General features: G+C 58.8%; 27 protein-coding genes. 1 reads left to right on the forward strand and 26 read right to left on the reverse strand.

Going from position 1 to position 17685, the window contains the following annotated elements:
• Window position 1 precedes the first annotated feature (1 nt).
• The 13 genes from HU722_RS25325 to HU722_RS25385 form a co-directional block, all read right to left on the reverse strand.
• Window positions 2-523: a hypothetical protein gene (locus HU722_RS25325; RefSeq protein ID WP_186753093.1), complete on the reverse strand. Its 522-nt coding sequence runs from the start codon at window positions 521-523 to the stop codon at window positions 2-4.
• A complete protein-coding gene (locus HU722_RS25330; RefSeq protein ID WP_034112024.1) occupies window positions 516-878 on the reverse strand; it encodes a phage head closure protein in 363 nt (120 codons plus the stop codon). The genes HU722_RS25325 and HU722_RS25330 overlap by 8 nt, the downstream gene beginning before the upstream one ends.
• Window positions 879-1364 carry a head-tail connector protein gene (locus HU722_RS25335; protein ID WP_186753092.1) on the reverse strand — a complete coding sequence of 162 codons (486 nt, stop codon included), beginning with the start codon at window positions 1362-1364 and terminating at the stop codon, window positions 879-881.
• A gap of 2 nt (window positions 1365-1366) precedes the next feature.
• Entirely contained in the window at window positions 1367-1624 is a 258-nt protein-coding gene (locus tag HU722_RS25340) for a DUF7210 family protein (RefSeq protein ID WP_186753091.1), read from the reverse strand.
• 41 nt (window positions 1625-1665) lie between these two features.
• Entirely contained in the window at window positions 1666-2874 is a 1209-nt protein-coding gene (locus HU722_RS25345; RefSeq protein WP_186753090.1) for a phage major capsid protein, read from the reverse strand.
• A gap of 12 nt (window positions 2875-2886) precedes the next feature.
• The gene (locus HU722_RS25350; RefSeq protein WP_186753089.1) at window positions 2887-3759 is read right to left on the reverse strand and encodes a head maturation protease, ClpP-related; all 873 of its coding nucleotides are present in this window, start codon (window positions 3757-3759) and stop codon (window positions 2887-2889) included.
• Window positions 3760-3762: 3 nt separating this feature from the next.
• Entirely contained in the window at window positions 3763-5061 is a 1299-nt protein-coding gene (locus HU722_RS25355; protein WP_186753088.1) for a phage portal protein, read from the reverse strand.
• Window positions 5061-6785, reverse strand: coding sequence for a terminase large subunit (locus tag HU722_RS25360; RefSeq protein WP_186753087.1), 1725 nt, complete (start codon window positions 6783-6785; stop codon window positions 5061-5063). The genes HU722_RS25355 and HU722_RS25360 overlap by 1 nt, the downstream gene beginning before the upstream one ends.
• Window positions 6785-7270 carry a phage terminase small subunit P27 family gene (locus tag HU722_RS25365; RefSeq protein ID WP_032903595.1) on the reverse strand — a complete coding sequence of 162 codons (486 nt, stop codon included), beginning with the start codon at window positions 7268-7270 and terminating at the stop codon, window positions 6785-6787. Before HU722_RS25365 ends, HU722_RS25360 begins: the two co-directional genes overlap by 1 nt.
• A 125-nt stretch (window positions 7271-7395) precedes the next feature.
• Window positions 7396-7803, reverse strand: a complete 408-nt coding sequence (locus tag HU722_RS25370) for an HNH endonuclease (RefSeq protein ID WP_186753086.1) — start codon at window positions 7801-7803, stop codon at window positions 7396-7398.
• A gap of 6 nt (window positions 7804-7809) precedes the next feature.
• Complete coding sequence (locus HU722_RS25375; protein ID WP_186753085.1) at window positions 7810-7956, reverse strand: hypothetical protein; 147 nt, start codon at window positions 7954-7956, stop codon at window positions 7810-7812.
• A gap of 1 nt (window position 7957) precedes the next feature.
• Window positions 7958-8344: a hypothetical protein gene (locus tag HU722_RS25380; RefSeq protein ID WP_186753084.1), complete on the reverse strand. Its 387-nt coding sequence runs from the start codon at window positions 8342-8344 to the stop codon at window positions 7958-7960.
• Window positions 8341-8658 carry a phage holin, lambda family gene (locus HU722_RS25385; protein ID WP_186753114.1) on the reverse strand — a complete coding sequence of 106 codons (318 nt, stop codon included), beginning with the start codon at window positions 8656-8658 and terminating at the stop codon, window positions 8341-8343. Before HU722_RS25385 ends, HU722_RS25380 begins: the two co-directional genes overlap by 4 nt.
• A gap of 132 nt (window positions 8659-8790) precedes the next feature.
• Here HU722_RS25385 and HU722_RS25390 point away from each other — a divergent pair, with 132 nt between their 5' ends.
• Window positions 8791-9078 carry a hypothetical protein gene (locus HU722_RS25390; protein ID WP_186753083.1) on the forward strand — a complete coding sequence of 96 codons (288 nt, stop codon included), beginning with the start codon at window positions 8791-8793 and terminating at the stop codon, window positions 9076-9078.
• Here the strand turns inward: HU722_RS25390 and HU722_RS25395 are convergent.
• From HU722_RS25395 to HU722_RS25455, 13 genes are all read right to left on the reverse strand, one after another.
• Entirely contained in the window at window positions 9053-9241 is a 189-nt protein-coding gene (locus tag HU722_RS25395) for an Rrf2 family transcriptional regulator (RefSeq protein WP_186753082.1), read from the reverse strand. The two genes, HU722_RS25390 and HU722_RS25395, sit on opposite strands and share 26 nt — an antisense overlap.
• 168 nt (window positions 9242-9409) lie before the next feature.
• On the reverse strand, window positions 9410-9943 hold the full coding sequence (locus HU722_RS25400; RefSeq protein ID WP_186753081.1) for a hypothetical protein: 534 nt from the start codon (window positions 9941-9943) through the stop codon (window positions 9410-9412).
• A 210-nt stretch (window positions 9944-10153) separates the two neighbouring features.
• Window positions 10154-10543: an antiterminator Q family protein gene (locus HU722_RS25405; RefSeq protein WP_186753080.1), complete on the reverse strand. Its 390-nt coding sequence runs from the start codon at window positions 10541-10543 to the stop codon at window positions 10154-10156.
• Complete coding sequence (locus HU722_RS25410) at window positions 10540-10827, reverse strand: hypothetical protein (protein ID WP_057007977.1); 288 nt, start codon at window positions 10825-10827, stop codon at window positions 10540-10542. The genes HU722_RS25405 and HU722_RS25410 overlap by 4 nt, the downstream gene beginning before the upstream one ends.
• Entirely contained in the window at window positions 10820-12181 is a 1362-nt protein-coding gene (locus tag HU722_RS25415; RefSeq protein WP_186753079.1) for a tyrosine-type recombinase/integrase, read from the reverse strand. The genes HU722_RS25410 and HU722_RS25415 overlap by 8 nt, the downstream gene beginning before the upstream one ends.
• Complete coding sequence (locus HU722_RS25420) at window positions 12171-13553, reverse strand: replicative DNA helicase (protein ID WP_186753078.1); 1383 nt, start codon at window positions 13551-13553, stop codon at window positions 12171-12173. Before HU722_RS25420 ends, HU722_RS25415 begins: the two co-directional genes overlap by 11 nt.
• Complete coding sequence (locus HU722_RS25425; protein WP_186753077.1) at window positions 13550-14377, reverse strand: ATP-binding protein; 828 nt, start codon at window positions 14375-14377, stop codon at window positions 13550-13552. The genes HU722_RS25420 and HU722_RS25425 overlap by 4 nt, the downstream gene beginning before the upstream one ends.
• Window positions 14361-15122, reverse strand: a complete 762-nt coding sequence (locus HU722_RS25430) for an LvrA C-terminal domain-related protein (protein WP_186753076.1) — start codon at window positions 15120-15122, stop codon at window positions 14361-14363. The genes HU722_RS25425 and HU722_RS25430 overlap by 17 nt, the downstream gene beginning before the upstream one ends.
• On the reverse strand, window positions 15119-15352 hold the full coding sequence (locus HU722_RS25435) for a hypothetical protein (protein ID WP_186753075.1): 234 nt from the start codon (window positions 15350-15352) through the stop codon (window positions 15119-15121). Before HU722_RS25435 ends, HU722_RS25430 begins: the two co-directional genes overlap by 4 nt.
• A complete protein-coding gene (locus tag HU722_RS25440; protein ID WP_186753074.1) occupies window positions 15349-15972 on the reverse strand; it encodes a hypothetical protein in 624 nt (207 codons plus the stop codon). The genes HU722_RS25435 and HU722_RS25440 overlap by 4 nt, the downstream gene beginning before the upstream one ends.
• Complete coding sequence (locus HU722_RS28950; protein ID WP_225930660.1) at window positions 15969-16811, reverse strand: ORF6N domain-containing protein; 843 nt, start codon at window positions 16809-16811, stop codon at window positions 15969-15971. Before HU722_RS28950 ends, HU722_RS25440 begins: the two co-directional genes overlap by 4 nt.
• Window positions 16808-17098, reverse strand: a complete 291-nt coding sequence (locus tag HU722_RS25450; RefSeq protein WP_186753073.1) for a hypothetical protein — start codon at window positions 17096-17098, stop codon at window positions 16808-16810. Before HU722_RS25450 ends, HU722_RS28950 begins: the two co-directional genes overlap by 4 nt.
• On the reverse strand, window positions 17095-17676 hold the full coding sequence (locus tag HU722_RS25455; RefSeq protein ID WP_186753072.1) for a hypothetical protein: 582 nt from the start codon (window positions 17674-17676) through the stop codon (window positions 17095-17097). Before HU722_RS25455 ends, HU722_RS25450 begins: the two co-directional genes overlap by 4 nt.
• Between the last annotated feature and the right edge of the window lie 9 nt (window positions 17677-17685).

The following is a 17685-nucleotide window of genomic DNA, read 5'->3' on the forward strand; positions in this document are numbered from 1 at the left end:
ATCAACCCAGGGCAGCGGCGAAGGCAGCGGAAAGGATGGATTGGACTTGCGATGCAGAGTCCTGCAAGGCGTCGGCCATGTAGTTGTCACGCGGCTTGATGCGCCATTCACCCGCGGCACGCTCAGCAACAGCAGCTGCCCGTACGCCGGCGGCTCGGCGGTTCGACCTCCCTTTACCTGCGCCGGGTGCAAGCTTTCCGAGCTTGCGCCCCCTCTTCACGCCGTAGTGCAGATAGGCCGGATAGAACTCTTCCATTGCCGAAGTTTTGGTCGGGGAGATACGCACCAAAAAACCAGCGCGGGAAACCTTGAATTTCACCGACTCGACGGTCGCCCCAGTGCGGTTCACGGGATAGCCGTCCTGGCCCTTGCCCAGCACCAGATTCATCTGGGCGCGCTGAGCGATCAGCAACCCGACCTTGCGCATCCCGGCGCGGATCTTTCGCTTGTCGAAGGCATCACGCTCGAAGTTATCGAAGCCTTCGACGTGCAGGTAACCCTCAACCGAGGCCGAGTTAGACATAGATACCCCCGCCAGGCTTCAACAGCCCGAGCTCCTCCACCTCGAGCACGACGAACCGCCCGCGGCCGTTCATATCGAAACCACGTTTCACGCGATAAAGGGTGTCCTTGTGAACCACCTCGTAAGCGGTCGTGATTCCTGTTCGAAAGCGCAGGAATATACGGTGCGTGATTTTGTTTTCCGTCTGAGCGCTGTCGGTGTAAACCGCCGAACCGACTGGTTCGATCTTCGCCCAGCGCGGGTTGGCTTCAGAGAACAGGGAATCCAGCCCCATGTCTTCGGCAGGAACGTCGTCGCGACGCCGGAGCGTAACGTGCTTGTTTAGCTCGCCCGCACCAATCTCTCTGTACGCCATCTAGACCCCCAGTGCCACCCGATATGGAACCAACAAAGAGCGGGATCCGTGGGGTAATTCGATGACCGAGGAAGTGTTAATACCCGTCACCGCATCTTCTCGATTCGCCCACAAGTGCCCCAGAGTCAGAAGGCAAGCGGCAGTGATTGATTTATTTAGCACGATCCCGCGCGAAATCATCGCGGCAGCGCGCAACGACTCTTCATGCTGAGAACGTGCATCCAGCTCAGCCATGCAGCGATCTTCGTAATTCTCGATCACAGCAGCGGCCTGTAACGCCGCGCCGAGGTTCAAGCGATATTGTGACCGGAGCCCAACGACAGTGGCCGTCGCGGCTGCAAGCGAAGCATCGTCAACATAGATTCGGCGGTTCAGAAATTGCGCGGCTGCATCTTCCGCTGAATCGAGTTTCGACTGAACGTCAAACAAGTCTTCGGACTCCGCTCGCAGGTGTTTCATCGCCAAATTAATATCGATCACGCTCATGCTCAGTCAGCCTTTTTCTTATCGGCGGCCTTTGCCTTGGGTGCGGTCTTGGTCGCCGCTGGCGCGCCGGTGGTAGTCAGCGGTTTGGACTCAGACTCGGTTTCGGTAAGGTCGACCGAAGCCTCATCCTTGCTTTCGTCCGGCTCGGCATAGCCTTTCTGCAGCAACTGCCGGCCGTGCTGCTCACTGGTTAAAAACGAGGTGCCTTCAACCAAAGTTCTGCCGCCAAGATACAGCGGCTTGAGGGTCTTCAATTTCATTTCGACCTCCGAAGGGCCGCCGCTTGGGCGGCCCCGCTATATCAAGGGGTTGGAGTGGCGAAGGTGCCGTAGATGAACGCTTCCGGACGCTTAACAGCCAGCGCCAGACGCTCCTCGCAACGGATCGAGATCATGTTCTTCTCGAAGTCGTCGGCGTTTTCGGTGGAGATCACCACGTTGGCGTCCTCGCGGTCGAAGATCTGTGCGCCAGTTTGGAAGGCACCGGTCAGGAACTTGCCCAGGAACGCTGCCAGTTCGGTCGCGACAACTGGCAAGCCCCACAGAGTGGGACCAGCGAGGCTCAGCGGGTTGCCGATGATGTAGCGACCCAGGGTGTCCTTGGTCAGCTCGATCTTCGCCCAGTCGGTGAAGTGGAGTACGTGACCGCTGGCTGGCAAGCGTGCCAGTTGCGACTGGAGCATGGCCAGGCGCAGCTGGTCGATCTGAGTCATCGCGTCAGGCTCGAATGCTGCCGAATAAGCTTCGGCCTGCGGAACGATCCCGTGCAGGTGCACACCAGTGCCATCGCCGAACAAGATCTCCGACTCTTCGGCGTATTTCAGGCCGTAGCGCATTTCTGCATCGATGGTCGATTGCAGCTGGGCGAAGTCATCCAGGATTTGCTTCGACGCCTTGAACATGTGCGCGATGGTGGTGACCGGCGTGATCTTGGTGTTGAACTGGATGTCGCTGTACGGTTTCTGGGTGTTTTCAGCGACAACGCGTGCGGCGTTGGTAAAGCCGGTCTGTTGCACCCAGAAGATCGCCGGGGAAGTGGTACGCCCCGGTGCGATCAGATCACGGATGAACAGTCGCTGCTTCGGCATCACGTCGATACCTGGCAGGCGCTGTGGCTCTACTACGCCTTCAGCAACACCAGTGCTGAGCAAAGCAGCGTGTACCGGCACGCTTACGCGGCGGTTGCCTTGAATGCTCTTTGCGAACTCGGCCAGAGCTTCGCTTTTGATGACGGTGCCGCCGAGGGTTTCGCGTTGAGCGGCAGCGGCCTGGGTAGGAATTCGGGCGAACTCCTGCTCCAGTTCGCCGAGCTGGGCCTTGAGCTGTTTCTCAGCTTCGGTAAGGGTGTTGAACTTCAGAGCCATCTCATCGACGACAGCCTTGGTTTCTGCGGACAAGGTGCCGGCCTTCTTGGCCTCGCCCAAGGCTGATTCGGCCTTGGCGCTGAATTCGCTGGAAGCCTTTTCCAGCTCGGCACTCATTTTCGCAAGCAGTTGGGCTTGTTCGGACATATTGAATTTCCTTTATTTGGTAGCGGCTGCCGAGAAACGAGCGAGAGCTCGTTCCAGATCGGCTATCGGTTCGGCCAGATTGGCCAGCGTGTCGGCAGCGTCTTGCGTACCGGGCCCGGCAGCGCAAGGCGTGCCAGACTTGATTTCTTGAATCAGGGATCTGCGCTCACTGCGGGGCATGCCCTGCTTGGCAAGCAGCAGATCAAGTTTTCGGGCGGCTACCAGGCTTGCCTGAGTCTTCCCGCCCTCCTTGATCGAATCGGAATCAAGCAGTGAATCAGCAAAACCCTGGTCCACCGCCGCGGATCCACCGATCCAGGTCTCGGCATCCATCAGGGCCTGCATAGCCTTGAGGTCGCCGCCGGTGCGGGCTGCGTAGATATCGCCCATGGCCGCGTCGAACGGCTCCATCATGTCGGCCACTTCGCGGAACTGGTGACGGTTTCCGGCGGCGATGGTCCAGCCGTTGTGGATCATTAGGAAACCAGAGCGCGCGACCTGTAGGTCGTCGGCGGCCATGGCGATGATTGAGGCAGCAGAGGCGGCTAGGCCGAGCACCTTCACCGTCACATGGCCCTTGTACTCCCGGAGAATGTTGTAGATCGCCAGGCCCTCGAACATGTCCCCGCCTGGGGAGTTCATGTTCACCGTCACGTCAGCGCCGTCCATGCTGCGCAGCGCGGCCGAGATCCGCTTGGCGGTAACGCCTTCACCGGACCAAGGATCGAAGCCGATCGCATCGAGCATGGAAATGGTGTTCTTGGCATCGCCATCAGCAGCCTGGATGGTCGAGTTCCAACGCTCCATTGCCTGCGGCATCAGATCGAAGGAAACACCCGCGCACGGGCGACCCACCGGAGCTGCCGGTAGGCTACGAATTGTCATGGGTTATTCTCCAGAGCTGCCGGTAGAACGGCCTTTTTCAGTTGGGTTTAGCCAGTCGGACAGTGCAGACCTGACCCTTTCGCCGCTGTCCGCCCCCTGGCCAAGCTGCTCGATGGGCAACAGGTTCGATTGCACGGTGTACACGTCGCCACCGGGAATCGGCGGTAGGTTCTCCAGACGACGGACCTCATTGCGGCTCATCCATCCATTCTGCAAGCAGATGTTGTAGTAGCTGGCCCTGCCCTGGCTGTCGGCGCGGAGCAGGCCTTCGACGGCGAACTCGGCGAAATAGCGATCATCGCGGTCCAGCAGGCACCGGCCGATTTCCTGCTCAATATTTTCCAGCAGGGGCCGGAGGCAGTTGGTTAGGAACTGGAGGTTCTGGCCCTCAACGCTGGATGCCCAGCTGCTCTGCTTGTCCATATGCCCGACCATGAACGGGGGCACCCGAAACCACCGGCAAACCTCCTCAATGCCATAGGCTCGGGACTCAAGCATCTGAGCCGCCTCGGGGTTCATGGTGATGCCCTGGTACTTCAACCCTGCCTCGGCCACCATGATCTTGCCGGCGTTCTTAGAGCCCATGAAAGCCTGCAGACTGGCTCGAAGCTGCTCGCGCTGCTCGGGCTTGAGAGCGGTGTCGCTGCTCAATATCCCCGATGCCTGCATGCCCTGGGCGAAAACCTTGGCGGCCGCCTCTTCGGCTGAAATCGCAGCCCCCATGATCTCTTTGCCCGTGGATACCGGCAGCATGCCGCAGACACCATCCAGCCCGAACCCGCGAATGTGCATCAGGTCATCTTCGGCAATAACCCTGGGCTTACCGTCCTGCGTGTATTTGTACTCCAGACGCCCGCTATCCAAGCGCTTGACGGTCATAAGCTGTGGAAGCAACGGGTTCAGCGCAACGATCCGCGTACCGATGCGCTTCTTCTCGACGAAGGCGTTGCCGCGCAGGCAGATGCTTGCCACCACCATTAGCATGAAGCGACCCGGCGTCATTTCTGCGTTCGGACGTTTCGTGAGGATGTCGTAGAGCGGATGGCTAGTGGCGGCGATACGACCGCCGTCCGGGCCACGCTCATATAAACGCAGCGGCAGAGTGGAAACTGTCTCCGACAGCAACCGCACGCACGACCACACAGCCGATAGCTGCAGCGCCTTGTCGACCGTGACAACCTGGCCGCTTGCGGAAGTCCCGAACCATTCTTGCCAGAACGCCTTATCGTTCAGGCCTACGGGCACGCCGAGCCAGCTCTGCAGGGCCGACCTGACCCGCCCAGGCTTCTTTTCGCGCGCCATTAAATGCCTACCATGATTGGATTTTCGTAGAAGCCGCTGGTATCAGGCTCGCCAGCGTTTGCCAGCACCCTACCTATGGCCATGATCAGCGCAACGGCGCCGTCGATCTTGTTGTCATCGCCCTGCTTGATGGGGCGAACGATGTCATCGTTGCCCGGCATGTTTTTGCCGATCACGTTGGCTACGCACCAGGTCATGATCGGATTGCCATCATGGTGGAAGCGGCCAGCAGTAATGGCGGCCTCCAGTTCCTTCATGGGGTCCGACATGTTGGTGTAGTTCTGTGTGATCGTTATCGGGTTGAAGCCTTCATCATCAAGGTCGTGGCTCAGGCCGGTCGCGCCGTGAGGGTCGATAGGACACTCGCGAACTGGGGCCTGGTGATTGGCTTCCTTGGTATCTTCGAGGATCTCGCGATAGTCGATCTCGGCGCCGTCGGTTATCTCCAAATGCTTGGAATTGATCCAGGCCTGAAAGCGTTCCGACATACGCTTGTTGTCGCTGTCGTAGGCGGTGTCATAGGGCACCCAGAACTTAGGGGCCACACTGTAGTAGTGGGTCTTTCCATCTATAGCCCGCCAGAAAAGTCGCGCCCGCGAGTTCATGTCCAGCTTACGTGCCAGGTCGAACCCTGCGATCCACTCTTGCCCCTCGAACTGTTCCAGGGTGAGCGTGGTGTCTTCGCAGGATTTCCAGTCCTCCATGTTGAAGAACCCGGATTTTGCGCTCACCCATAGGTTGAGGTGCTTCGTTTTGAACGTGTTTGCAAAGCGCGCAGATCGGATGGCCCTGGCCTGCTGACTTTCTAAGTACTCCTGAAACACCGAGACGCCGTGGTTCGGGTTGGCCTTGGCCAGCATCTTCGGATCGGTCCAGTCGTCGCCCTCGTCGAGCGTCCAGATCCAGCCGAACAACTCTTCGTCTGGAACCGTTCCGGCCAGCATCTCAACGACCTGGCGGCGCTTGTCGTAGCACGGGCCTTCGATATCGTCGCCGGAGGTGGTGATGATGAACATCAGCGGTTGCCGCCTGGCCCCCATGCCGGTCAGCATGGTGTCGTACTGGGCAGAGGTGCGGTGTTCATGGTATTCGTCGACGATTGCGCAACTGGGCGAAGCACCATCTCCGGGGTCGCCAATCAGCGGCTCGAAGCGGCTGAAGTCGGACGGGATGTTCATGTTCGAGGCGTTGACCTCGATGCCCGCGGCTTGGATCAGCATGGGCGACTTGCTCACCATCAGCTTGGCCGGGCGGAACACTTCCCACGCTTGTTTCTCTGTGGTCGCGCCGGCGTAGACTTCGGCGCCGAACTCACCATCGGCCACAAACATGCTGATGCCCACGCCGGCGGCGATGACCGATTTGCCGTTCTTGCGTGGCACTTCCCAGTAGCTTTCGCGGAACCGGCGATGACCACCCTTCTTCTTGACCCAGCCGAAGGTGACGGCCATGCCAAAAAGCTGCCATGGCTCTAACGTGATGAGCTGTCGCTTGAACGCCCATTCACCCTTGGTATGGGGCAGCAGCTGGATCAGTTTCAGTTTCTTCTCGGCCTTGGCCGGATCGAACTTGAAGCGGTACCCACGCTTGCGGCTGGCAGCCATGTCGTCGAAGTGACGCTGAATTGCCTGGTGGATATATCGGCACGCCGGCACCTTCCCTCGAAGCACGGACCTTGCCCACGCCATCGCCTTGTCGACGTTGGGGTGGGCAGATTTGGTCATCAGGTTCTCAGCAGGTTGGCAAATTCGTTGGTTTCTTTCTCCTTATTGCCGCCGATCAGTCTCGTGCGACTGGCCGGGTCCAGGCCCAGCATCGAACCGAAAGTCACCATCTGGCGCATCGTTTCGTTCGCGGCGGTAAGTGCGGGGTTCTTCATCGGCCCGCCGGTGGCACCGGTAACGACGATGCCATGCTGCTGGATTGATTCCTGGGCAAGCCGCCAGTTGTCGTAGGCGCTACAGAAGGCCTCGACGTTGTGCAGATCAGTGATCGCCACCACGTTCTCGCGCAGCAGCTCTGGGACAATCATGTTCCACATGGTGGCGGCCCGAGGGGTGAACCACTCCGGCGGGTCGATCTGGGTGATCTTGGAAAACTGCGGCTCGGCTGTATTCAGCGCGCGCTTGCCAGGATTTCCGGCGAGTGCTTTTTTGGCCGTTGGCTTGGGTTTGCGACCACGGCCGGCGACCGTGGCGGTGCCTCCCATCGCGCAACTCCTGAATTTTTAATTTCGCGGGTGTAAGAAAACGATTGGGCGGACGGTCTAGAAGGCAAAAGGTGTGGACTTTTGACCCTCCCCCCACCCACAAATGAGAACCAGTCTCATTTGAGCTATTTACACTGCATTTTGCACGATTTTCTGCTTGGATTGCCCCAACCACCGTCTTCAGACGCTGTTTTCGTGCTGTGGCAGCTGTGGCACAGCGACTGCCAGTTGTTTCGATCCCAGAAAAGCACCATGTCGCCCTTGTGTGGGGTGACGTGGTCGACATCAGTGGCCGCGACCACCTCGCCTCGCCGATCATGCTCAGCACACAACGGATGGCGGGCTAGGAATCCCTTGCTCGCCTGCTGCCACTTGTAGCCATAGCCTCGCTGACTACTGCTCTCACGCTTCTTGTCAGCCACCTTGGCAGCTGCTGCCTTCGCGAGATCGGCGTGCTCATCGCAGTAGCGAGGGTTGCGGGTGAGCGCCCTGCACCCTTGAGCACTGCAAGGCTTCTGTGGTCTTAGTGGCATCAGTGGTCACTTGCTCTGGCTGCGTTTGATCTGGGCGTCTACCTGGTCAGCACACGTGTCGAGCAGGTTGATTGCCCTGTCCTTCAGCTCCCACACATCGCCATTCAGGCGAAGGTCGACTGCATCCGCATCAACCCGTTCGCACGGGATCAATTCAGGGGCTTCCAGCCTTACGGCCTGGGTCTTTGTCACTACCACCGGCTTTGCCGCGCAGGCCGTCAGGCAGAGGCTGAGCAGCCCAATCACGAACAGGCTTGCTGTTGCGCTTGAGGTCTTCAAAGTTCTTCTCCGCCTTTTTTGCTTTGTCCTGGCTGGCCCTGAGGCGCTTTGCCAGATCGGCCTGGTATTCGGCATTGCGCTTTGCTTCAGCGCGCAGGGTGGTGATGGTGGCCTGGCTCTCAGTGTTGGCCTTGATGGCTTCATCCTTGGCCTGGGTCTCAACGAGCTTTTCGTCTCGTAGATCCTCGACCCGTAGCTGCTGGATTCCAACGAGCAGCAGCCCGACCAGCGCAATGATGATTCCTGCAGCGATTGCCTTCATGCCGAATCCGCCTTTCTGCCCAGGAACCGGATGATCAGGTCACGGATCGCCGTCACACCGATGAAGCCAATGGCGCCACCGGCGGCCACTGAAAGACTGGGCGGCCACTCCACCCATTCGATGATGCTGCTTGCTGACAGGCTCAAGGCCCCACAGAGCAGCGCCTCGAACAAGGTGCGCCAGTAGTTCGGCTCTTTGGCGTCGTACAGCACGCGCAACAGCGTGATCGTGAAGGCCATGATTGCGCCCTGCCACAGCGGATTGGAGAGGACTAGCCAGACCTGGGCCCAGAAGTCAGGGTTTTTCTCAGGCATGTTCAGGGACATCCGGCAGTCCTCCCTTTAGGGGAGCATGAATAAAAAAGCCCACTCAGTGGCGGGCGGATGGCCATGTGCTACTTTCGAGTGGCTGTCATGGAGGCAGTACCAGTAACCGAAGGAGCAAAAATGGCAAAGTTTAAAGTTGCGCATATCCATGAGCAGGGGAATGACATGATCATCATCCCGCTCGACTCATCCTTCAATAGCAAGACTGACGGGCAACAGGCTGATGCGATGGAGGCATTTCAGATTGCCGCTTCATCGGCGGGGCTAAGGGGCGCGGTCGTGCTGATCTGGAAATCTGGGAGTTATGTGAAGTTCAGGGGGCCACAGCAATGGCACCCTTTTTTGAAAAGCCCAGGCATCTACCAACTAGTGATGGCCAACATCAACAAGGAGTTGACGATTCACTGATTGGCCGCAAGGACTCGTCACCGGCCTCAACCAGAGCTGACTCAAGGGCGGCAATTATCCGCTGAATTGTTCCGTCTTCGCGGTGCGACAGAAATGTCATGCCGCTTTTTTCGCCTTGAGACCAGATCACTTCACCACTTTCATCAAGTACACGTACTTGCATGACTGAACTCCAGGAACAGAAAAGGCCCGCCAATATGGCGAGCCTTGAATTAGATCAGCCCCACTACGCCCAGCTCGGAGCAACGGGTGTGGTAGAGCCAAAAACGAAAAAGCCCCGCACGATGACGGGGCGCTTGCACTGGAACAAGGCCGATGTAGGCCTATCTACTCAAATCTTAGTTTCTGGCTTTTCAGCAGCGAAACAAGAATTCCTGAGGCCATTTGCGATGCCATATATCTTCGCGTGTTGATCAACTGACAACGCTTCTGCTTCTGCAGAGGCCTTTTGGACCATACTCGCGATGCTTTCTTTCTGAGCAACAAATCCTGCCGTCCCGAGCGGACCTGTCTCAGCGGTGCCCAGCACGGTACTGGCAACGCCCGCCAAACCAGCGAATATTCCACCAGCGGCGCCTCCAGTGCCCGCCGCAACAAGCATCGCTCCGGCGAAACCAAAAACACCTCCGGTTGCACCAATCGCAAGCTTTGCTTCCTCAGCATTCTTGGATCGAGCCTCATAATTATTGTGGACTTTTCTGCAGAACGAGGCGGCCGTATTTAGATCATCCCAAGCGGCGATAAAATTTTTGTTATCGGTAGAAACGCCACGATAAGAATTCAGCGCATCAGGCGTAGGCGTTGTAACTGTGTGGCAACCGTAAACAGTCGTAGTCGCTAGGAAAACAAATGCGGTTTTGCGCATAGCTGATCCCCCCTCAAGATGGCCCCAATGGCCAAATACAAATCTAGTAGATTGAGGGAATAACGCTACGCAACTGACAAAATACTCAAGCCCAGCGTCGCGAGCTACAAAAAACCCGGCGCAATGGCCGGGTTTCCGATGTGGTGTCGCGCTTGAAAAGCTAAACACTGTGCCATCAAAACAGGTGTTTATCCGCGTGGAAAGTTATTTCTACGCAACTTCTCGAAACACCTCAATAGCGCAGTCCACCCATGCCACACCGGCCTTGATCAACTCGCGCGCCTTGGCCTCACCCATGTCGTTCTCCCGAGCAATCCGCAACGCTGGCCACTTCGCGCCGAAGTAAAGCCAGATGAAGTTACCCATCTGTGCGTCCCGGGTGGCGAGCTTAGCCACCGCACGATCCACCACCAGGGCAACGTCATCCGTGACGCAGTAGTTCTTGATACCGCCCTCCGTGACGTTGTTGTCGCGAATCAACGCATAGAGAGGAGACACGTACCGAGGCACGCCCATCCCATCCATTCGCCACCAGCCCCACTGCTCCAGCAGGTATTCAGTATCACCCAAGGGTTTGTCGACATACGTGCGCTTCTTCATGCGGCTTTCCTCGGATCTGGATCACTCAGGCCAAACAGGTCACGCAGCAACCGGTCGGCGGGTTTGTTCTTTGCATTTCCCTCGATTAACCAGCGCTGCCCAAAGTCATGGAACCCGATCTGAGCACGGCTGCCATGCCAACTGGCGACCATATCCAGCAGGTAGGCCAGCGCACTCGGCCCGCCGACTTTGACCTTGGCCAGTTCCTCACCCGCGATCTTCAGAAAGCGCCGCTCCAGGTCGCTCATACTTTTGCGCGGCAATGCCGCTGTGACGTTACTCATTGCCGTCTCCTGGCTGGTGGTTTGGGGTGGCCTGGGTGCCGCGTTGAACTAAAAACCTCCTCCTCGGAAGTGGATACTGATTCACGCTGGAAGCCTCGTTATTCATGGTGTCTGCGGGTAATGCCTCGCCTTCCTGTCTCGCGTATGTCCCACCGCGCAATGCCTCGAAACCTCGTTGATCGAGGTAGGCGTGCCAGGTCTCCAAGGCCTGCCGCTTGAGCTGCTCGGCGGACGTGTGGATGTAGGCCTGGTCGAGATCCTTCATGGCGTGGTTCAGCAGAAGCTCCCCGACCATGTAGTCGACGCCCAGGTCAGTCCAGGCCGTACGGGCGACCTTGCGCAGGTCATGGCTCGACCATTCGCCATGGGCCAGATGCGTGAACAGCGTGCTGGCCTTCGTCGCGCTGAGGGCTTGGCCAGAGCTTCCTGGGAACAGGAACTGACCGGTGTAGCCACTCCCTTGCTGCACAAGCCGGTACCGCTCGATTAGCGCCTTGGCCTGCACGGTCAGTGGCAGGGTGTGCGCCGCTTTGGTTTTGGTGTCCGCCGCCGGGATGAACCACTTGCCGGTTTCGGTGTTGACGTTCTTCCAGCGGGCCAGCCGGGTTTCACCCAGACGCGTGCCGTGGCAGAGCATCAGCCCTGCCAACGCGCACGCCGCCGGTGACTCGTCGAAGCGTTCTACCAACAGATGCAACAGGCCTGGCACATCGTCGGAGTGAAGCCGCGCCGCCTTGGCCTTGATCTTGGTCCGCACGAAGTCGGTGAACTCCAGGCCGGCCAGCGGGTTAACGGCTAGCAGGTCCAGGCGATAGGCCTGCCGCACAGCCACCCCCAAGACGCCCCAGACCGAGCGCACGAACGACAGCGCGTAACGCTCCTGCATCGGCATCAGCAGCAATCGGTCAATGGCCGGCCTGTTCAACCCAGCCAGCGGCAGTTGACCGAGGCGTGGCTGCAGGTGCCGCTTCAAGGCCGACTTGGCGCTGGCCTTGCGCTTCTCGGACAGTGCACGGTCGCGCGTCATGCGCTCCAGGTACCAGGACAGCAGTTCGCCCACCGTGGACCAGTTGGTGGCCGTGGACTTCGCCAAAGGATCAGCCGACCGGCGTGCCAAGATGGTCGGCAACGTCGCCAGCATCGCCTTGGCGTTGATGTCGGGATAGTTGCCAGCCTTGCCCCAGGACTTGCCCACCACGACGTGCCACGAGCCTTTGGCGCGGTCCACGGTCGAATAGCGGAACCTGAGCGCCGGGTGCCGGGGGTCGCGCAACTGGCGAACGTCACTGGCTTGGTTGCGGCGGATCTCGGCGTCGGTCAGTTGAACGTGCAGGGTTTTCGGATTATTCACCATGCTTCCTCCGCTGGCCCTTGTACTGCTCGGAGAAAGGTCGGCCGATCTCCACCTCTTCCTGGGTGGGCTCGCGGCCCGCGAAGTTTACGAAGCGGGCGAACTTGCCCTGCTGCTGCACAACGCACGAACCGACCGGCGCGTGCCTGCACTTGGGCATTATCAGCTCCGTCACACCGTTCTGGCCCTGCTCGTCGTCCATGTCGCGGTGGACCAGAATAATGCAGTGGGCGTCAGCCTCGATCTGGCCGGAGTCGCGCAGGTCGGAAGCAATAGGCTTCTTGCCTGGGCGCTTGGTCGAATCGCGGTTGAGCTGGGCCAGCAGGATCACTGGTACCTCCAGCTCTTTGGCGATGTTGACGATACTCGTCGAGATCTTGCCCAGCTCTGCGGTGCGGTTGAATGCCTTGCCGTCGGAGCCGATCAGGCCGATGTAGTCGATCACCACCACGTCGAGACCGTGCTTGCGCTTGACCTGCCGGCAGATGCTTCGGATGCGCGCGACGGTGAGCCCCGACTTGTCACAGACGTACAGCGGCTTGTCCATGATCTTGTTGACTGCCGATGTCAGCCGTGGCCAGTCCTCATCTTGCAGTTGACCGTTATCCAATACTTGCAGGTCGACGCTACCCAGGGATGCCAGGGCGCGGTTGGCGAGTTCCTCCTCCGGCATTTCCAGCGAGAACACCATGCCAACGCCCAGACCTGAGCAAGAAACGTGCTGGGCGATCTGCAGGCCGAGCGTGGTCTTACCACTCCCAGGCAGGCCGGCGACGATGGTCACTGTCTTTTTGCGCAGCCCACGGATCAGCTTATCCAGGTCGACCAGCCCAGTAGAAAGACCTGATTGAATGGAACCGTTGAACTTGGCATCGATGATGTCGATATTTCGGGTCACCACTTCGTCCATGCGCTTGTAATCAGGCTCCCCAGCGTCTAGGTCGCGCAGATCAGCCATGGCCTGCTGCGCGCTGGCGATGATTTCAGCCACCGGCCTGTTCTCGCTGGCCGAATCACGCACTGCGTCGGCAGCTTCGACCAGGCGCCTGAGCACTGCCCTCTCGGCCACCGTTCGGGCGTACGCCTTCCAGTTGGCGGTGCTGGGCGTGTTCTTCGCCAATTCGGCTGCGTAGGCGATGGTCGTGCCGCCACTCGGTAGGTAGGGTTTGAAGTCGTGAAGCGTGACAGGGTCGACCGGCGCGCCGGTGGCGTGCAGGTCAATCATCACTTGGTAAAGCGCAGCGTTCTCCGGATCGTGAAAGTCCGCGGTGGTCACGCTGGTAGTGATCGAGTCAAACAATTCACCATCCAGCATCAGCGCGCCGAGTAGCGCGTGCTCGGCCTCATCACTGTAAAGCTCGCGGTATTCGTTCATGCGCGACCTCGTGCCGAAGCCCAGGTGAAGCCGGCCAACAGCGCGCCGTTCTCGCGCAGACGGTCCAGCGCCCGGGCGCCGATGTACTGCTCGAGGCTTGGCGTGGACTTCCCTTCAACGTCCTGCTTCGACGTGGCGGGCAGGTTGGAGATCAGCACCGAAGGCCGGACCAGTTGATAACGCCGGTCGATGACCTCATGCAAGACCGCCAGCTCGTACGCGGTGCCCGCCTGGGCGCCCACCTCATCGATCACCAGCAGGTCAAAGCTCGCCAGCTCGTCGATCACGTCGCCCTCGGTGTATCCGGAGTCTCGGACTATGGATCGCTTGAATACCCGGATGATCTCGGCGGCGGTGGTGATCACCGCGATCGCGTTCAGCCCGATGACCTGGCGCACGATGCTGCAGGCCAAGTGGGTCTTGCCGGTACCGACATTCCCGGTCAGCAGCAGGTTGCGGCCGGCCTGGTAGTGCTGGCCGAAGTCGTTGGCGTAGCCCTGGCACTTTTCGAGGGCTTCGGACATGGCCTGGGTAGTGGCGCGATATGTGGCGAAAGTGCAGTCGGCAAACCGTGGCGTGATGCCAGAGCCCACCAGCGCGCCGTTGAGGCGTTCGGCGGCAACGTGAGCCAAGGCCTGGGTATGCTCGATACTGCCCACCGCCGCCACGCGCAGGCCGTGGAACTGGCATTGTTTGCATGGGCGGACAACCGTCGTTCCTTCGAACTGCTCAACCTCGGAGCGATCAACTGCGCCGTGGACAGAGCATTCGCCAGCGAACGAGCGCATTTCAGGCAGGCGACGGAAGTTAGAACGCTGGTTCATTGTCGCCTCCTTGGTACATGTCAGGTGTGTGGTCTGGCAGGTTGTTGAACGCCTGGCCGGTGGCCGTGCCGGGCTTGAGGACATCAGTCCAGCGCTCACCGTTGAGCCAGGTCGACGCCATCGGCACGAACTGCCCCTCATCTTTGGTCCAGTCGCGGGAAACGCGATGACTGCCCAGGGCGGTCATTAGGGTTTGGCGAAGTTCAGCGCTTGGCTTCAGCTTCTCCCATGCCTTGCGAGCGTCCTTCTTCGATTTTTTGTTGGGGTACAGCTTCCAAAACACTTCGAAGGCCTGAGCAAGGTCCGCATCACCCGTAGGTTTTTCAGTGCTTGCTGCCTTATTCAGTTCTTGCTTACCTTCAATACTTACTAGTGTCGGATTTGCCGGATACGGTTGAGCCGTAAGCGGTGCAGCCGTATACGGTAAATCCGGAAGCGGTGATTCCGAGACTACGTAGTGGTTTTCACCCAGCAATCCAGAACCCAGGCGATCTTGGCGGCGTTCAACGTAGCCGGCGGAAATCAATTCCTGCAAAAGGCCGTAAACACCATCCCTACCGGTTGGTTTGGATGACTTGGAGGTCTCGTTGCGAAGGTGGGTAACGGAAACCGCCCAGTGGTCAGGCTTGCCCAGCAGGAACACCAGCAAGCCACGGGCGCCCCAGCTCAAACGCTGGTCTTCGCTGATCGCCTTATTGAGCAGGTAGAAGTTCCCCTCTGGCCGAGGGGCGCGAATGATGCTCATAGGTCCAACTCCCGCGTAACACGGGCAATGAACGCGTCATAGGTCTCAGTCATGACGACGCCGCGATCCTCCAGGGCGACACGGCCAGCCTTGGCCAAGCCGTAGATCTCCCAGCGTTCGCGTTCAGGCAGATGCCGGCAATTGGAATAGCTGGACCAGGGGCCGGCGACTACTTCAGCGGTTGTGGGAGCCTGGGGAAGATTGCATGTGGCAATATCGTAGGTGGTCATTGAGGTTTCCCTCCTTCGACTACCGTCAGCACCGGCGGAAGTGTCGGACCGAAAGGCGCGCCAGGCTCGAATAGGTCTGGTAAGTCTTTGTCGGGGGCTGTATTGATCCACTCGATCATCGCTAAGAAACAAGCCTCGAACAGCGGACCACCCTCACCCCAAGCCTCAGATTTAGGGCTTACGCTATCCTCCAGCCGTGCGACGTAGATCAAATCGGCCAAGCTTTTCGCATTGCGCCCCGCCTCTTCCCTGTGCATCGGGTTGATGCTTAAAAGGTCGCACATCCCTGAAAAGCCGATCGCCTCATACGCACCCTCTGCGTCCCTGATCAGGTTGTAACCGAAGCCCACAAGGCCCTGTTTGATGACCTTGAGGTCGTCCTCGCGGTGACGCTTGGACTTATCGAGCAGCATATCCATCTGGCGCTGAGCAAACGGGAGAAAGGGCTTCAGCTTCGCAGCCTGCCGGCGAAAGATGCTGCGCTCAGCACGGATCTGCGCCTTGTGCCTCAGGCTATTCCGGATGACCCTGCGCATCAGAATGAACATGTCGCGCTGCGAAAGAGTTTTCCGTGCGATAGAGCCGATCTTTTCGGCGACCTTGAGATTGATGTTGTTCACAGGGAGGTCTCCGCGCTGAATTTGATGTAGGAAAAACGACCATCCCAGGTCTTTTTCATGGGAAGCTTTTGGCTCAAGTAGAGGTCGTGCAGCCTCTTGGCGCCGTCGATCAACAGCACCAGGTCGTAACGGGTGAATGTTGTGTGCCCCTCTCCCCGTATCTGCCTGGGCTTCTCGGTAAGCCACTTCTTCACGCGCGTGCGGCTGTAAACGCGGTAATGCGGACGACTTTCCAAGTCGGCATCGTTGAACACCCAGCCCATCTCCATGAGTGCATGGGATATCTGCGAGCAATTGACCCCGTTCAGCCGCTTCACGAATTGGAAGGGCGTCTCGCCGGCCATGAAGAAGTTTTCTAGGCTCTCGATCTTTGCGGCCTGCTGCTGGTTTTCCAGCGCCAGCAATTCATTCTGCTCCTCCAAGTCGGCAGCTAGACGCATTGCCTCGGCGCGGGTCCGCGGAACAGTGAGCTGTTGAGGTCGGAAGTAGTTGTTGACTAACTGCCGCTGGACGGTCCAAGCCAAATCGTCGGTAAGCGACTTGACCAGCATCAGGTAGCCCTGCTCGGCCAATACGATCAAACCGCGATTGGGCATGTCCTGTTCTAAACCGCGAATTTCGCTGCTTTGAGATCGGGACAACACAAAGTAATCAGCCCCATCAATCAGGCGGTCACGGTGTTCACGGAAATTACGCCCCGCCGTGTCATCTGGCCGCGCGTGTACCCGATCAATCATCGCGAGCGTGACAACTCTCTGGCCGCGATACTCGACGATGGGCAACTGGGTGTCGTGAATGGTGATGACAGCATCACCGCCTTTGAATTTGACGACGGTCATGGGCGGCCCCCGACGTGAATCGCGTCGTGAGCAGCGCCAGCGTGACGGTGCGGGAAAAGGAAGTTCCGGCTGCGAAACGTCACCATCTCTATGCGCCGCTCAATTTCTGCGGCTAGAGGGTTCTCGAAGCCGCCCAGCGACGGGATTACCTGCAGCATCAGGATTGACTTGAGCTCTCTGAAAGCTGCACGAGCCTCGTTCATTCGCGCCATGTCCTCGGGCGTTAGGACAGCATCATCCAAAAGCTCCCCTTCGAGGTGTTCGATAACTGAGAGAGAAGTAGTCATGGCTGCACCCCAGAGTTGCGCGCCACGTCTTCGGATTGCGCAGAATGTGGCGCGTAACCTTCGTACGGCCCAAACTGTCCTAGGCGCGCGCAAAGCTCGTAACCTGGGCGCTCTGCTGAGCGGACAGACTTGATGAGGTCGGTCATGCGTTCATCCACTCGAAGAAACTCTTCGAACTCCGCAGACCAACCAGCAGCCCAAATGATGCGAACTGAATGAGGAGAAACCTCCTGCTCCAAAATCGACTTAAGCTCTCGAGCAATGGCTTCATCGAGCACGGCAGGATATGAGCGTTTGCATCTAGCCTCTTCATAAACGACTTGCACCTCGAAATAGATGAAGCCGGCACGGTCGGCCACTGACCGAGGCAGGTGTTGCGCTTTTGGGGGCGCGGTGGTATTTTTTGGGTGTGACATATCGTTCCCCTTGAACGAGAAGTACATAAAGCCCACGCCAATGGGCTGTTTAAGGACCCGGCCGCCAAGCCGGGTTTTTGTTGCCTGCGATTTACCCATGCCGCAAATGGGTGGCTGGCCAAGCCGTGATATTGTTTTGATCCCACTCGAAACGACGGTCACGGAGACCTG

The sequence above is a fragment of the Pseudomonas tritici genome (assembly GCF_014268275.3).
Classification (GTDB): domain Bacteria; phylum Pseudomonadota; class Gammaproteobacteria; order Pseudomonadales; family Pseudomonadaceae; genus Aquipseudomonas; species Aquipseudomonas tritici.

Bases quoted from the DNA above. Each gene is read 5' to 3' on its own strand.
- HU722_RS25325 (WP_186753093.1), bottom strand. From the start codon at position 523: ATGTCTAACTCGGCCTCGGTTGAGGGTTACCTGCACGTCGAAGGCTTC.
- HU722_RS25330 (WP_034112024.1), bottom strand. From the start codon at position 878: ATGGCGTACAGAGAGATTGGTGCGGGCGAGCTAAACAAGCACGTTACG.
- HU722_RS25335 (WP_186753092.1), bottom strand. From the start codon at position 1,364: ATGAGCGTGATCGATATTAATTTGGCGATGAAACACCTGCGAGCGGAG.
- HU722_RS25340 (WP_186753091.1), bottom strand. From the start codon at position 1,624: ATGAAATTGAAGACCCTCAAGCCGCTGTATCTTGGCGGCAGAACTTTG.
- HU722_RS25345 (WP_186753090.1), bottom strand. From the start codon at position 2,874: ATGTCCGAACAAGCCCAACTGCTTGCGAAAATGAGTGCCGAGCTGGAA.
- HU722_RS25350 (WP_186753089.1), bottom strand. From the start codon at position 3,759: ATGACAATTCGTAGCCTACCGGCAGCTCCGGTGGGTCGCCCGTGCGCG.
- HU722_RS25355 (WP_186753088.1), bottom strand. From the start codon at position 5,061: ATGGCGCGCGAAAAGAAGCCTGGGCGGGTCAGGTCGGCCCTGCAGAGC.
- HU722_RS25360 (WP_186753087.1), bottom strand. From the start codon at position 6,785: ATGACCAAATCTGCCCACCCCAACGTCGACAAGGCGATGGCGTGGGCA.
- HU722_RS25365 (WP_032903595.1), bottom strand. From the start codon at position 7,270: ATGGGAGGCACCGCCACGGTCGCCGGCCGTGGTCGCAAACCCAAGCCA.
- HU722_RS25370 (WP_186753086.1), bottom strand. From the start codon at position 7,803: ATGCCACTAAGACCACAGAAGCCTTGCAGTGCTCAAGGGTGCAGGGCG.
- HU722_RS25380 (WP_186753084.1), bottom strand. From the start codon at position 8,344: ATGAAGGCAATCGCTGCAGGAATCATCATTGCGCTGGTCGGGCTGCTG.
- HU722_RS25385 (WP_186753114.1), bottom strand. From the start codon at position 8,658: ATGCCTGAGAAAAACCCTGACTTCTGGGCCCAGGTCTGGCTAGTCCTC.
- HU722_RS25390 (WP_186753083.1), top strand. From the start codon at position 8,791: ATGGCAAAGTTTAAAGTTGCGCATATCCATGAGCAGGGGAATGACATG.
- HU722_RS25395 (WP_186753082.1), bottom strand. From the start codon at position 9,241: ATGCAAGTACGTGTACTTGATGAAAGTGGTGAAGTGATCTGGTCTCAA.
- HU722_RS25400 (WP_186753081.1), bottom strand. From the start codon at position 9,943: ATGCGCAAAACCGCATTTGTTTTCCTAGCGACTACGACTGTTTACGGT.
- HU722_RS25405 (WP_186753080.1), bottom strand. From the start codon at position 10,543: ATGAAGAAGCGCACGTATGTCGACAAACCCTTGGGTGATACTGAATAC.
- HU722_RS25410 (WP_057007977.1), bottom strand. From the start codon at position 10,827: ATGAGTAACGTCACAGCGGCATTGCCGCGCAAAAGTATGAGCGACCTG.
- HU722_RS25415 (WP_186753079.1), bottom strand. From the start codon at position 12,181: ATGGTGAATAATCCGAAAACCCTGCACGTTCAACTGACCGACGCCGAG.
- HU722_RS25420 (WP_186753078.1), bottom strand. From the start codon at position 13,553: ATGAACGAATACCGCGAGCTTTACAGTGATGAGGCCGAGCACGCGCTA.
- HU722_RS25425 (WP_186753077.1), bottom strand. From the start codon at position 14,377: ATGAACCAGCGTTCTAACTTCCGTCGCCTGCCTGAAATGCGCTCGTTC.
- HU722_RS25430 (WP_186753076.1), bottom strand. From the start codon at position 15,122: ATGAGCATCATTCGCGCCCCTCGGCCAGAGGGGAACTTCTACCTGCTC.
- HU722_RS25435 (WP_186753075.1), bottom strand. From the start codon at position 15,352: ATGACCACCTACGATATTGCCACATGCAATCTTCCCCAGGCTCCCACA.
- HU722_RS28950 (WP_225930660.1), bottom strand. From the start codon at position 16,811: ATGACCGTCGTCAAATTCAAAGGCGGTGATGCTGTCATCACCATTCAC.
- HU722_RS25450 (WP_186753073.1), bottom strand. From the start codon at position 17,098: ATGACTACTTCTCTCTCAGTTATCGAACACCTCGAAGGGGAGCTTTTG.